Source organism: Sporosarcina sp. G11-34, assembly GCF_026931025.1.
In genome coordinates, this window is sequence record NZ_JAHNZW010000005.1 from 204,171 (window position 1) to 218,976 (window position 14,806).

The following is a 14,806-nucleotide window of genomic DNA, read 5'->3' on the forward strand; positions in this document are numbered from 1 at the left end:
AATTCTTCTAGCCTCCCAATCACCTGTATACTGTATACAGGTCTTTGTTGTAGATTACAGTAGGCGGAATTAATTGTCAACTCTTATTTTATGGAATACTTCAAGTAGTTTAAATATGTATTTCACGATACTTACTTGTTATTCTTTTATATAAAGTACATTGATTTGCGTTCGAGTCGGACAGTGCGGAAAGTTACAGTTCGATCTTTCCCTGACGCTTTCTGTAACACCGTTGATTTCCGTTCCGAGCGGACGCTTTCCGCGGACACTTCTTCAATCTCCTCGTCGCGAAAAGCGCGCTCCTGCGGGGCTTTCAGATCGTGTTGTTTCCGCTGGAGTCGCCGCTCTGCACTCCAATCAACTAGAATATCCAAAGGGAACTAGTTTTTCAGTGGCCTCACGCTAAATCCCACCGGAGTCGCCGACTTCCACTCCAATCAACTAGACCAGTAGATCTAGTGAATAAATCATCAGACTAAATACACACCAATTTCTTTATACTTGATGTTTAAGAATACAAACAGAGCCCAATCTTTGATTGGGCTCCTAATTTCCTTTATGCAATTGCAGTTAACTCACTGAATAGCTTCTAGTGCAATGTATCCAACACTAAAACCCAATTCAGTTTTGCGCCAGAACTCGGCACCTATTAGGTTAATAGTTTCACGTTTTTAACTAAACAGACTAATTATATAACCAATAAGAATACCTACAACACCAAAGTCAGAATCACCAAAAGTGGTTCCTTGGAATCCTAGTGAACCTAGAACTGGTAACAACATGGCTGGTAGGAAACTGATTAACAACCCTTGGGCAAAAGCACCAATTATTGCGCCTCTTCGTCCGCCAACAGCATTACCGAATACTCCTGCAGCAGCTCCACAGAAAAAGTGTGGAACAAGTCCAGGTACAATAACGGCTAATCCTACAAGCGGAAGTAAAAACATACTTAATAATCCTGCTACAAAGCTCGCCATAAACCCAATAATAACCGCGTTTGGTGCGAAAGGGAATACAATTGGTACGTCTAATGCAGGTTTTGCATTTGGTACAATTTTATCCGCAATCCCCTTAAATGCCGGAACAATTTCAGCAATTAGCATACGAACACCTGCAAGGATGATGAAAACACCCGCAGCGAATGTAATAGCTTGTAGTAATGAAAACACTAAGAAGTTTGCACCATCACTCAAGTTTTCTTCAATATAAGTAGGTCCAACTATTAAAGATACAACTAGGAACATGATTGCCATTGTTAATGCCAACGCGACTGAAGAATCACGTAAGAATCCAAGTGATTTTGGTACTTTGACATCTTCAGTTGATTTCGTTTTGTCTCCAGTCAATTTCGCAACTTTAGCAGAAAGTAAATAACCAAATGAACCGAAGTGACCTACAGCAATATCATCTGAACCAGTAATTTCTCGTACTGTGGGTTGCAACATAGCAGGTAGTAGGACCATTAATGTACCTAAAATAAGGGATCCTACAATTACTAGCATGACGCTTCCCATACCTGAAGTTGAAAGAACCGCGGCTAGTAAACAAGCCATAAACATTGTGTGATGCCCGGTTAAGAATATGTATTTAAACTTCGTGTAACGTGCCAACACTATGTTAACTAGCATACCAATTAACATAATCATAGCTGTTTCAGTACCAAATGTATCTTGTGCTAGTGCCACAATCGCTTCATTATTAGGAATGATACCTTGAATATTAAATGCTTTCTCAAACATTTCACCGAAGATATCTAGTGAACCGATTAATACACCCGCACCTGCGCCAAGAATAATGAAGCCCATGATTGTTTTTAATGTACCAGAAACAACATCAGCAATCGCCTTTTTCTGCAACAGTAAACCGACTAAAGCGAACAATCCAACTAAAATAGCTGGGGTACCTAATATATCCTTCATGATCAAATCGAACAACTTATTTCTCCCCCAAAATATGAGAACTTAATGCTTTTTGTATTTCATCTGCACTTACCATATTGATGATGTCAATTGTTTTCTTATCACCATTTTGCAATTGTTCCATAATTTCAGGCGTACCGATATAATAATCAGCCACTTCCGTTTTCGCACTGGCCAAGTCCATATTTTTACATTCGCCATCAATATTCAATTCTTTTAATGCCTTATTAACGTTCATCGATAAAATAAAACTCGTTCCTAATCCATTTCCACACACTGCTAAAATTTTCATTTTTGTTTCCTCCTATTGGTTTTAAATTTAATTTATTATTTGAAATTCGAAGACGGTAAAATTACTGTACTGAAAACTCTTCAACTAGATCTAGAATATCCTGTTTTACTTCCGCCTCTTTTAAAAGCTTTAATTTTACAGGATCGCTCAAAAGCGTAGTTAACTGAGCTAAAGCCTTGAGATGTGTTTGGTTGTCTATTGCCGCTAAACAAATAAATATTTCAACTTCATTAGCCTCATCATTCAATAAGTGAGTAGGTTTTTGTAATTTCAGCAAGGTCATCCCCAACTTTTTCACACCAAATTCTGGACGCGCATGAGGAATTGCAACTTTCTCACCTATAATAATATAGGGTCCTGTTGTTTCCACATTCTCAATCATCACATCGATATATTGAGGAGTAATTGAATCATTTAACAATAACGGTTCTGCGACTATTTTGACCGCTTCTTTCCAATCAACGACTTGATCTACAAACTGAATATTTCCCTCGACTAATAAATCTTTTAACACTGGTTGGTTCCTCCCCTTATTCAAATGATCACTTTGATATAACACTTGTTGCAATGCTTTTTTTAACAAGTCTGGCTGTTTAATGTCCGCGTATTGACGAATAATCTTCAGTAATTCATCAGAGGTTGGACTTTGATAGTGCTGTTGAAGTGTCCGCCCTTTTACCGCTTGGACAAGTTCTTTTCTTTCCAGCCTACTCATTATTGGTCTAATCACATATAATGGTTTTGTTGTTTTAAGTAGAACAGTTGAGAATACTAGATCATACTCCGCCTCATCTAGGCGCTGAAAATCATAAGATGAAAGCGATGAAGTCCACTGAAATTCTGGGAAAAGTGATTTCAATTGGTTCTCCAACATCAAACTTGAACTTATCCCATTTGGACAAACAATGATTGCATTAAATACTTTTACTGGTATCTCACTATTCTGTTTGAGTAACCCACCAAAATGGAGCGTAAGGAAACCAATCTCATCTTCAGGTATTTTAATATTCAACATTTCTTCGACCGGTTTGAGTACTTCGGTTACAACGATAAATAAATCTTGATGCTCTTTCTTAATTTCGGTCAGTAAGACATTTGTAATCGGTATTTTATAGAGCATTCGGTAATACGCCGGTTTGAAATGTAAATATAATGTTTCGATTGCCTTATCTCGATTGTGAAACTGTATGAGTGCATAACGCTCAAAACTCTCTACAATTTGTTCAGTAATCCCAAGCAGTGCATCCGTTCTAGCAGGAGTCATCTCTCCTTGGCTAATACCGAGCAATTGGATTGTTAGAAAGGCAAGTTCTTCCGACTCGGTCGTATAGCCCAAACGTTGCTGAATCAAGTTAGCGATTAAATAAGCTTCTTTTTTCTCCAAATAACTAACCGTATCCGGATAGATTAATACTCGTTTTTCTTGTTGCTGACGAACATGTACCATTTGAAGTAAGTAGATAAATTCATCCATTCTTTCTTCAATAAATGTGATCTCGTATTGCTGTTCAAAGTCTCTTAAAATTTCCTGATAGTAATCGAACTTATTTTCTAACTGTTGCTGATGAAAGATAAACGTTAATTTTTCATAGGCGTGAGACTTAACATTCAACAGGGAAATCGACTTGAGCATTAAATTCCGCTTATCTTCTTCTAACCCTTTTAGATGGTACCCATGCTCACGTGTATAGCGAAGTTCAACCCGAAAATCAATACAAAACTGATTGACCCGCTTCACATCTGCACTCACTGTATTTTTACTAATTCCAAGGATTTGTTGAAAATGAAAATTAGAAATAGGTTCACGTCTAATAAAGGTATATAACAAAATGACAATTACACGTTCTTCCGGATCAAAAGAAAATTGGCTAGCTTCAAAACCTGCACCTTTTTCCTTCCAAAAATCGATGACTTCCTGAGGGATCAAAATTCGGTCCGTCGAAATTTGAATGGGCGACAGCCCGCTATCAACTAAAAAGTTATTAATTTTTTCTACATCATATTGAAACTGATGTCCAGTTAAGTTCAGCTTGTCAATAAACCAAGCTTGCTGCACCGGTTGTAGTTTCATCATTTGATAGAAAGTATTTAAGCTACGGCTTTCCAACACGACTAGCTCCCCCTTACAAAAACTATAACGGAAAACGCTTTCAATTCATATAACATTTGGTCACAAAAGTTACTCGCCTTTTCCTACTGCATTGGTACGTGTTCCCTTGTGACGGTGCCTGTGCACGGTGCAATTATGACAATTCAAATTACTTAATAAACAAACAATATAAATCCAACCACATGTTGATTTGGTTGGATTCCTATTGTTGTTTATACAATTGTAGTGAATAGCCAGAATAGTGTCATGCACAGGCACCAAAAAAACTATCTAGGCTTCAACTCTTTTTCACGCCGTAAAAGATTAATTTCATAATTTATGCTTTTTGATTTTTTATTCAAATGATAGACATTATGCGATTCTGTCACGCGTGAAGCTGATGCACTAGTTCTTCCCTCCACTTTTCCCTTTAACTTATATGCCCGTTGAACTTTCTTATCTAACGATGTGAAACTAATGTCCATAATAATAGTACTCCCATTGCTAAAATTTACGAGTGTTTTCTTATCACCAATACTTTTATAATCTTTAATGTGATGTAAGGCAAACCAAACACAATCTTCGCTAGAGGGCGACCTACTCGGAAACCAGTACAAGCCAAGTTTTTCATTCATGACGAGGGGTCTCATATCAATCTTTCCTAAAATCATTTTAGTTCCTGCCGAGGCCCCTTCAAGGCTCGTACCGTAGTATCTTAGATTATAATCAATCAAGTCCAAAGGGCGCATATCTATTAGATATGTCCCGTGTTTTTCCATGACACCAGTTAATAAGTTTCCATATTCATCAAATTGAGGATAAAATAAAATCGTTTCATTGTTCAAAATGAGCTCGCTTACTACCTTCATCTTGTTTCCCCCTTGTGTTGTTTGCTCTTAACTTCTTTCAGCAAAAGGAGTATACTAACAATAGGTTGGTATACGCCAACTGTCTTCCCCGGATTGGTCTGCTACGACTTCTCTCATCCGGGGATTTTTCCAACGTTTTTAATCACATCCTACCCACCTCCTTGACGCCGAAGCCATGAGATTAATGCCTCAATATTCTTCTTGTCATTCGCTAAATAATAATACTTCTCGCGTCCTCTTTCAGAACCCTTAAACTTTCTCCATTCCGGTTTCGATCGTGCCCAATTCACTTTTTTCAAATGTTGCATTCTCGAAACAATTGTCTGTGCTTTCCCTTCAACTGATTCCTCTTCCAGTCCTTCGGAAGCGTACACGGCAACTGCATACAACAACGGAAAACTTGCTAACATAGACACTTCGTAATTCCCTATTGTTTTAACCGGATGTAGTTTAAATACCTCTTCGAACCACACATTTATTAACGCGATATTTTCGTCATTTTGCGAAGTCATCTCCGCCTTAAAGGCGAGACTACTTGATATTCTTTTTCCTGTTATAAAATAGGCGACCAGCTGGCGAAGTTGCGACAGTGATACAAAGTTTTTGTTTTTAGGACGCATGACTGCACGCTTCTCCTGTTCAACGCCCGCTTCTTTCAATAAGCGATTACCATGCAGAACTTCATTTGTTGTTTGATTGATTTCATTTCTCGAATCAAAAGAAATCCGCTTTGAAAGTGCTACCTTTTTACTTTTTGTATTTAGATCTATATAGAGTTGATCCGCCTCATTCGTATCAAGTCCCTCAAATACTTGAACTGAAATTTCAATTTTATCAAGTGTGTATAGGAGCTGTAAGCCTTTGTTTGTCTCTCGTCTCTTCATCGTCACTACTAATCGCCTTCCCGATATACGTGGATAGCTGTGCCAATGCATATACTCTTTGCGTTCCATCAATGACAATTAATTTAGCCGGTTTGCTATCCATAAAATAACTGCCTTCCTCTAAACGTGCAACAATTGGGGGAAGATAGATTTGCTCTGTAAGTAAATTATCCAATATATAGCGTCGAATCATTCGCACTTGCATTTTATTTATTTCTTTCAATGTTAACTCCTTGTCCGTTAACATTTGAAGTATTACTTTGATTGGATAGTTAATAATTGTTTGGCGTTTCGTAAAAACATCATTGATGAGCAATGACCTACCTCCTTTCTCTTTCAATGATTTTTAAAAATTCAATTGTTGTTTTCTTAATCGCCGTAGTCGTTGAATGACTTCTTATTTGTAGCGTCTCGGGGTTGTACATATGCGCAAAAATGGGATCATCATGTTCCCATGTGCATTGTTTTTTAAGCAGCCTCAACAGATCTATCGCTTCGGTATGCGTGATAGTATAAGATTTTGTCAACAAATAGACCGTAAGGCTAGCGCAATTTGAATGCCGGTTAATCCCGTAACGTACTTCTTGCGATTGCCCATCTGCCGTGGAAATAAGCTTGGCCAAATTGTAAATAATTGTTTTGACATCATTGGCACATCTGCTGGATTACAACCGCGATAGTATAGATTTCCTGTTTTAACGCTCAACTTCCCTTCAAACATCGCTATCAGACACTTTCTCATCGTTGCCAAGGATGTAACTGCCGAGTTTTGGGTTGTTAACCTTGATGCTTTGAATTCAATGTCTAAGTCATTTCGTAATTGATTTGCGGTATTTCTCGTTAATTCTATGTATGTATCACGCTGGTCGTACTGCATAACAAGTCCTGTATGCGCTTCTCTTCTTTCTGTATTCAGATCCGTAAAAAGTTGCCTTTCCATTTGCTGATCTAAATCTAAATAAACTTGCATCGCTATCGGATAGGAAGAAAGATAATCAATATAACTTTGTTGCTTATTCGCATCTTCGATATTACTTTTTTCCTCTGCTGTTTCCTTTTGAGTTTTCAAGGTACTAATTGCCGAAGATAGTGCTGACAGCCTATGTTGTCCATCAATTATGTAGATTTTATTCCCTTGTTCAAGTTCAAATCCTCCCGCTACTTCCTGTATACTTTTCCGACTTGAGAAGATTAGAGGTGAAAAGTAGAAATGTTTGTTTTTCTCAAGTGATGTGATGATAAACGTCCTAATTTCTGCACGCCGCCTTGGATCTAAGTGCCTTTGTACCTCATGGTCAATCTAGAAAATCGCCTCTAACGCCGAGAAGCGCATTTGTGTTGTTAAGACTTCTTTTCCAAACTGATTATACGTTTCTCCTTGTAGAGTAGCGAAAAATCCAGTATTTGACATAGTAAATTTCACCCCTGCCTTTTTATTCATTATAACTATTAATTCTAATATGTCTAATCTTTCTTAACTCTTATTCTGTTTAACTTGATTATTAGATGAAGTATCTCCTATTTTTACTTGAACCTTGACAAAAATAATCACTTGATTTATGTTGATCATTTTTTTATACATTTCCTCCCTCAGACTAGACTGGAATAAGCGCTCTATTCAAGGTTATCCACACAACCCTAGGTTATCTTATCCCAATTGCTTCGGATCTCCGCGGAATCTATCATAATGTCCAGTCAATATCTTGATTTGTCTTCGCTTCCCTTTGCCATTAACTAAAGCTAAATTCCAGGCTACTCGATTATTTCAACTCGACACTTATGGATAATCTTTTTACTATCTAAGCTTCCTATGTCCAATACACTCGATAAGTCCTTTTGACAATCACCTTCAAACTTATTCTTATTCATGAATTAACTGGTCACCATTCACTCTCTTTCGCCTAGGGAAAGGTACTCTTTCACCAGGTAAACGTTCAAAATGTTCGTTCGCTCCTTTAACTCGTATGTCCTACGATATGGGTACCCGGGAATAAAACATATCGTGCACGGTCGAAGGGACCGTATCTTGACAGAATTTGAGAACGTATTAATCCAGTATGAACCAATGATTTCAGCATCCATTCGAAAACTAAATATTTACCGTGATCATGAAAGCTTTAGGCAGGCCGGACGCGTTGCGTTATGGCAAGCGTGGACACGCTATGAGGAAGGGCGGGGGCATTTCGCGCCCTATGCATCTCGAAGTATACGGGGTGCCATGCTTGATAGGTTAAAAGGCGAAATCCGATTTGAGGAAAATGTCATGCAGACAGAAGATGATGTGCTAGAATTGCTAAATGATTTCGAAGGCCCCGTATCCGATATGTGGTCGGACCGAGTTGCGGTTGCATTTGAATCGTTGACTGAATCTGAGCGTAGTCTTATCCAATGGCTGTTCGTCGAGGGACTTACGCAAGCCGAATGCGCTGAAAATGCAGGTATTTCTGTAGCCGGCATTAAAAAGCGCCGTGAGCGAATGCTCGTTAAGTTGAGAGGTGTATTAATATAACTTGCAAGTTTTGTATATATGTAACATCAGGCCCTAACTAGTAAAAACGAGTTAAATCCAACCAGTTGTTGTACTGGTTGGATTTAACTCGCTTTATTTTGCATACCAATTTTGACGCTGCTGTTCACGAATCAATGTGCTATATAGTCGGTATCCCCTTTGTATTTTATGCCATGGAGTTTCATGCACAGGTACCGATTTTTAACCTATCAAAAATGAAATAACCTCAAAATAATTTTTTGACCTCGTTTTTCCCACCAAAAACGAATTTTGACCACCTTTTCAGCAAATAATGGCGTCAAATTTCCATTGTGTGTATTTACCTATATGCCAGGTGATTGATTCTCTATTGCTTTTTGAGTATGCTTGAGTCAATTTAAATGGGAGGGAGGTCCATAAATGGCTTCGCATATTATGAGTGTCGGACTCCAAGGGATGAAAGGGCATGTAGTTCGGGTCGAGGCGAGCGTGAGGAGTGATAAAGAGCAATGTGTGATTATTGGACTACCCGATGCATCAATAAAAGAATCTAAAGAACGCGTGCTTAGTTGTTTACATGCGCTGGATCTTGATATTGAAATGAAAAAGATCACAATCCATTTGTCGCCTGCTGATGTCAGAAAGAGTGGGACTGGTTTTGACTGTGCTATGCTTCTTGCCGTTATGCAGGAAGTACTGAAAAAACCGCTTCCGATCGATGATTCGACGTGTGTTCTATCTGCATTATCACTTAACGGCGAGCTTATGCAATTTCACGGGATGATTCCTGCCATTCAACAAGCGATTATTCTTGGTTTCAAGCGAATCATCTTGCCGCCCATCGATGTGAGTTTTTTACGAAAAGTATCGGACGTGGAGCTTGTTCCCCTGCCCAATATCAATACGCTCGTTTCCTATTTACAGGGGCAACCATCGCTCGTCTTTGATCACCCCACACAGCTTTTAGTCGAAGAACATGAATCATCAACTACAACCCAATCCACCACAGACATTTCTTCTATCCGTGGTCACAAGGCAGCAAAGCGAGCGATGGAAATCTCGGCCGCGGGCGGACATCATATTCTGTTGTCGGGTCCACCTGGATGCGGGAAAAGCATGCTTGCGGATGCTTTCCATACAATACTCCCAGACCTGCCCCATGAAGCCATGCTTGAACTCTATGGCATTTACCATTTAGCACGCGAGGCACGCGGATTCTCCAGCCGACCGCCTTATCGGAACCCCCATCATTCCGCGTCACGAGAAAAGCGAAAGGCGCCGTTCAGCTCCGACAGGCATAAGACGGTTTGCGTAGGGGGCGTTCTTTAGCCCCTCGTAGCGAAACGACTTATGTCCCGAGGAGTTGGCGCCTGAAGACTAGACAGCAATCCATATCTTTAATTGGCGGCGGGACATTTCCTAAACCCGGCGAAATTTCATTAGCCCATAACGGTGTTCTATTCTTAGATGAGCTTGGCGAGTTTTCCAGAAAAACGCTCGACATGCTGAGACAACCGCTCGAAAGCGGTGAAGTGACAATTAGCCGTGTAAAGCAAACAGTTACCTACCCATCAACTTTCATTTTAATTGCCGCGACAAATCCTTGTCCCTGTGGCTATTTCGGTTCAAATGAAAGGTATTGTACATGCACACCAAAGCAAGTGACTAATTATCAACACAGAGCATCCGGCCTCCTTCTTGACCGATTAGATTTTATCTTAAGCTTGAAAAACGTAGGCTTGCAACAAGATAAAACGTCTGAATCGTCTGCTGAAATAAGAATCCGAACAACACGCGCACGAGAAATGCAACGGGACCGCTATGGCAATGAAGAGCTCAACGGAACTGTCGCTTTCCAGATACTACATGAAACATGTGGACTCTCAAACAAACAAGCCAACCTAATCGAACAAACTTGTTTTGAGCAGAAATGGAGTAATCGTACACAAGTAAAACTCATTCGACTTGCGCGAACAATTTCTGACCTAGAAGGTGAGCACTCCATCACTGATCTGGCTTTACAAGAAGCAATTGACTGGAAACGTAGCCCCTCCCTGTTGCCCCAATCCCCGATGCCAGGAGGTCGTTAAATTGCCAAGGCGAAAAAGAAACTGGCACCCTAATGCCTACTTTCATGTCATTATGCGCGGAAACAATAGACAAAATATATTTCAGTCCAAAGAAGACGTGACGGAGCTGATGCGAACTTTTGAATACGCGGCGGGATACACCACTTCACAATGCTCGCATTCTGTATCATGACAAACCATTACCATTTACTTATACGCTCTGAACACGTCGATCTAGCTAAAGTCATGGCGCGAATCAATCGAAGATATAGCGATTATTATGCCAAACGCTACTCACACATCGGTCGCATTTATGAAAAAAGATACTTTTCAAAACAAGCCGACGGACCCCAGGCAATACTCGCCGTCAGTAGCTGCATACACCGAAACCCAATCGACACAAATATTCCGATGGTCAAAAAACTCGAAGACTACCCATACAGTTCTTATCCCTATTATGTAAATAATGAACTAGTTCCACCTAGCTATCTAAAAACAAACATCTTGGCCCATTTCCTACCTAACCCGTTTGATAAAACAAATCAAGCTTATTGCCAGTATTGTCTAACATACAAGCAAATAGAAGAGGAGGACAAGCATATGGATGAATGACTTGGAAAGGGAGCCTGTTCGGGATTCTGTGAAAAAGTACCTATAATGTTAAATAGATAGTAGGCAAATGAAAAAACCATTGTTTTCAGGGTATAGGAGAAGTACCAATCACAGAACTTCCAATATACAATCCCCACCAAAAGGAGGAGCTGAAAACAATGGTTACACTATCATTTAATCATATTCAGGGGAAGAATGGAAGCCACTGGAACCGCTTAATGAGAGAAGAAAAAGCAGAAGAATATTGTATTGTAGCGATTGACGCAGCGAAGTATGTAAATACAGCGATGGTGTGTACAATTTACGGCGATATTTTACAGGACCCATTCGAATTTGATGGCTCAATGACAGGGTTTCATTTGATGAAGAAACACATTGATACGACATGTGAAGCTTACTCACTTTCACAAGTGATTGTCGGAATTGAAACGACTGCGCACTACTATGAAGACCTTGTGAGACTATGCATGGTTGAAGGATATGTCGTCCGGATATTGAATGCGGCAACGACAGCCCGCGAAAGAGAAACCGTGTTGAATTACACGAAAACAGACCGTGTGGATCTGATGGCGATTGTCCAGTCATTGCTTCATGGGCGTGGTGGGACGAGCGTTGATTCCCTACTTGAACTGGAGTCGTTAAAGACATTAACAAGGGCCAGACGGACGCTTGTCAACACACAAACTAGGACTATCAATCACCTACGTTTGTATATGGATCATATTTTCCGAGAGTTTCAAGGGAAAAATGTGAAAATTGGTGGTGAAAAAAAAGTTATAAAAATCCTGGATCAGTTCGTTTCAAAAACATCGCTCTTCTTGATGAGAAACCATCCACATCCTTCGGATATCTTGGCTCTTGGAAAAGCAGGACTAAGGAAGATTTCAATAGAAAATAACTTAAAACTCCGTGATGATGTAATTGAAAGGCTTTTGGATTATGCCGAGAACTCGATATCTAAACCTAAGTTCATGACTTTACACATGCGGGGCAACTAATCAAGATGGCCGGAACAAATCCAATTGTAAGACAATCTGGCGGGAAACGTGCGAGTCATTATCGCATATCGAAGCAAGGCAGGGCCGCCTTCAGAAACGTGGTCTATCAGGTCGGCAAAAATGTTTCGAATCAGAATCCAGAAATGAAGATACGTTACCTGGAAATGAAGGAAAAGGGTAAGAAACCAGGTCAGGCCTATATTGCTTTAGGCAATCGGATCCTACGGATTGCTTTCGCTATGATAAAGGATTAACAGCTTTATAAGAGTAGTCAACTGGATTATTATCTTGAAAAAGTCATCGCTGGCAAACTAAGAAATACAGCAAAACAAGAGCTGTTCAATCAACGCTATTTAAAAACAGAAGAACTGTAAATAGTAGATTTAGGAATAAACATAGGCGTTTTCCCGGAACGTAGACCACATTGGAAGGTACCTGAGGCTTTTATGACCTCGTCGCACAGCGTTATGGTTCTTGTTCCACAAATACGAATAAAACGTTAAAGAAACGAGCTTGTATTTAATAGGATGTATCCCTGTGGAATGAAACGCAAGACCTTTCACGTTGCGGAAAAACGCCATTATATTGTTCTGTGATTGTTGAGTTTCAAAAAAATACCATTACGAGGCTTTGGTTTCGTGCGGCCAAAAATCTATTATCTTAGCGCTTGACTTATTTCACATTAAACGCTGTGCGAGGTGCAATTATGACAACTCAAGAATTCGGATAATAATTCTAGGGGATATCGACAAAGTGCTATATAGTCGGTATCCCCTTCGTATTTTATGCAATTGTAGTGAATTAACTGATTAGTTTCACGCACAGGTACCTTAAATTAAATTAAATTTCAGTTATTTCCACTTTCTATTCTTCGGATCCATCTATTAATGAAAATAAAGCCTAGACGGAAGATCAAACGTAGTGCTTGCAAGCTCCATATTCATATACCTTATTCAATTCCTAACCTCTCCTCCCTTGTACCGGGAATCGATAACCGAGACCGCCCCTAATTTGGAGTTAATCTGCTTTCCCAAGCATACATTGTGTTTGTTTTCCCCCAGCACAAAATATTACGCTGTATCGCCCTTTTCCTAATCTTTTATTGAGTCCATTATTAAGCTACATTCCCGACTTATGTATAATCAAAGGAATATTCCTAAGGTCATCAACGCTGCCAGAAGTCTGTTATGTCATTAAGAAGACCTAAATGATACATACACTAACACCGATACGAAAAAAGCACCCATACTGGGCGCTTTTTTCGTATTATCCAAGTCACTTGAATTTTCTCTTACTTCAATTCTTTTATAATTAATTCAATAACTCTCTCTTGCTCTTCCACAGTCATATTCGACCCCGATGGCAAACAAATACCTGTCTCAAATAACCGTTCACTCACAACATTATCTTCCGCATGCGGATAGAACTTACATGCTTCAAACAACGGTTGCATATGAAGTGGTTTCCATACAGGCCTTGCTTCTATATTTTCAGCTTCAAGTAAATCCATTAGCGCATAAGGCGTTATCCGTACTTTATCCGGATCCAGCGTCATCGCCGTCAACCAACGATTCGAATACGTGTCTTCTAGCTCAGGCATGAACATGACACCATCAATCCCACTAAGTGCCTCTTGATAGCGGGTGAACACTGCACGTTTCGCCTCTACACGGTCATCTAACACTTCAAGCTGAGCTCGACCAACACCTGCAAGGATATTACTCATTCGATAGTTATAACCAACTGCACTATGTTGATAATGTTTTGCTTGGTCTCGAGCTTGTGTTGCTAAAAAGCGGGCACGTCCCAATTCATCTACATCTTCAGATATAAGCATGCCTCCACCTGACGTTGTGATGATTTTGTTGCCGTTAAATGAATAGATGCCAAACTTACCAAACGTTCCGCTCTTCTTCCCTTTATAAGACGAGCCGAGGGACTCCGCAGCATCCTCAATCATAGGTACACCAAAAGAATTACAGATAGCCATTAGCTCGTCCATTTTTGCACTTTGGCCATACAAGTTAACCACCACAATTGCTTTTGGAAGCTTCCCAGCAGCTTGTGCATCCTCCATAGCGCGTGATAACGCATCTGGCGACATATTCCATGTCTCTTCCTCAGAATCGATAAAAACAGGCTCAGCGCCTAAATACAGGATTGGGTTTGCACTTGCAACAAACGTCAAGCTAGAACAAAATACCACATCACCTTGCCCTACACCTACCAAATCCAATGCCAAGTGGATCGCGGCAGTTCCAGAAGACAACACAGCGGATCCGGCTGTTCTGGTATACGTAGTCATTTCTTCTTCAAACGCATTGACATTCGTTCCTAGTGGCGCAATCCAATTCGTTTCGAATGCTTCATTTATGTATTCCTGTTCATTCCCGCTCATGTGAGGGGAGGATAAAAAGATTCTTTTTTTTTCAGACATGATTACCACTCCCTCTTCAAAAATATCGTATTGGATTTTACTTGAGATTGCTTAACAAATCAATACCCGAGATACAGTCACCCCGAAAAATTACAGTGTCAATTCAAAATACAATATAAAGTAACATTCAGATTACATTTGTAAATTTC

14 protein-coding genes are annotated in these 14,806 nt (G+C 39.8%); 6 read left to right on the forward strand and 8 right to left on the reverse strand.

All coding sequences use genetic code 11. The annotated features are described in order from the left end of the window. Positions 1-671: 671 nt before the first annotated feature. The 7 genes from KSU66_RS08975 to KSU66_RS09005 all read right to left on the reverse strand — a co-directional run bounded on the left by KSU66_RS08975 (position 672) and on the right by KSU66_RS09005 (position 7,353). Positions 672-1,934 (reverse strand): PTS ascorbate transporter subunit IIC, encoded by a 1,263-nt coding sequence (locus tag KSU66_RS08975; protein WP_269051101.1) that lies wholly within the window; start codon positions 1,932-1,934, stop codon positions 672-674. Between the two features lies 1 nt (position 1,935). Further along, positions 1,936-2,211, reverse strand: a complete 276-nt coding sequence (locus tag KSU66_RS08980) for a PTS sugar transporter subunit IIB (protein WP_269051102.1) — start codon at positions 2,209-2,211, stop codon at positions 1,936-1,938. A 61-nt stretch (positions 2,212-2,272) separates the two neighbouring features. Continuing rightward, complete coding sequence (locus KSU66_RS08985; RefSeq protein WP_269051103.1) at positions 2,273-4,321, reverse strand: BglG family transcription antiterminator; 2,049 nt, start codon at positions 4,319-4,321, stop codon at positions 2,273-2,275. A gap of 266 nt (positions 4,322-4,587) precedes the next feature. After that, positions 4,588-5,169 (reverse strand): competence protein ComK, encoded by a 582-nt coding sequence (locus KSU66_RS08990; RefSeq protein ID WP_269051104.1) that lies wholly within the window; start codon positions 5,167-5,169, stop codon positions 4,588-4,590. A 149-nt stretch (positions 5,170-5,318) separates the two neighbouring features. After that, a complete protein-coding gene (locus KSU66_RS08995; RefSeq protein ID WP_269051105.1) occupies positions 5,319-6,053 on the reverse strand; it encodes a DNA sulfur modification protein DndB in 735 nt (244 codons plus the stop codon). Beyond that, entirely contained in the window at positions 6,004-6,369 is a 366-nt protein-coding gene (locus KSU66_RS09000) for a hypothetical protein (RefSeq protein ID WP_269051106.1), read from the reverse strand. Before KSU66_RS09000 ends, KSU66_RS08995 begins: the two co-directional genes overlap by 50 nt. Before the next feature lie 207 nt (positions 6,370-6,576). Beyond that, positions 6,577-7,353, reverse strand: a complete 777-nt coding sequence (locus KSU66_RS09005; protein WP_329958798.1) for a DNA sulfur modification protein DndB — start codon at positions 7,351-7,353, stop codon at positions 6,577-6,579. 726 nt (positions 7,354-8,079) lie between these two features. On the opposite strand from KSU66_RS09005, the gene KSU66_RS09010 reads away from it, so the two are divergent. The 6 genes from KSU66_RS09010 to KSU66_RS09035 all read left to right on the forward strand — a co-directional run bounded on the left by KSU66_RS09010 (position 8,080) and on the right by KSU66_RS09035 (position 12,474). Next, positions 8,080-8,562, forward strand: coding sequence for a sigma-70 family RNA polymerase sigma factor (locus KSU66_RS09010; RefSeq protein WP_269051107.1), 483 nt, complete (start codon positions 8,080-8,082; stop codon positions 8,560-8,562). A gap of 399 nt (positions 8,563-8,961) precedes the next feature. Then, the gene (locus KSU66_RS09015) at positions 8,962-9,870 is read left to right on the forward strand and encodes a magnesium chelatase domain-containing protein (RefSeq protein WP_269051108.1); all 909 of its coding nucleotides are present in this window, start codon (positions 8,962-8,964) and stop codon (positions 9,868-9,870) included. Continuing rightward, a complete protein-coding gene (locus KSU66_RS09020; protein WP_269051109.1) occupies positions 9,849-10,631 on the forward strand; it encodes an ATP-binding protein in 783 nt (260 codons plus the stop codon). Before KSU66_RS09015 ends, KSU66_RS09020 begins: the two co-directional genes overlap by 22 nt. A 168-nt stretch (positions 10,632-10,799) precedes the next feature. Further along, positions 10,800-11,222, forward strand: coding sequence for a transposase (locus KSU66_RS09025; protein ID WP_269051110.1), 423 nt, complete (start codon positions 10,800-10,802; stop codon positions 11,220-11,222). Positions 11,223-11,380: 158 nt separating this feature from the next. Next, a complete protein-coding gene (locus KSU66_RS09030; protein ID WP_269051111.1) occupies positions 11,381-12,220 on the forward strand; it encodes an IS110 family transposase in 840 nt (279 codons plus the stop codon). Positions 12,221-12,225: 5 nt separating this feature from the next. Then, entirely contained in the window at positions 12,226-12,474 is a 249-nt protein-coding gene (locus tag KSU66_RS09035) for a transposase (protein WP_269051112.1), read from the forward strand. Between the two features lie 1,037 nt (positions 12,475-13,511). Here KSU66_RS09035 and KSU66_RS09040 read toward each other — a convergent pair. Continuing rightward, on the reverse strand, positions 13,512-14,666 hold the full coding sequence (locus KSU66_RS09040) for an aminotransferase class I/II-fold pyridoxal phosphate-dependent enzyme (protein ID WP_329958794.1): 1,155 nt from the start codon (positions 14,664-14,666) through the stop codon (positions 13,512-13,514). Positions 14,667-14,806: the final 140 nt, after the last annotated feature.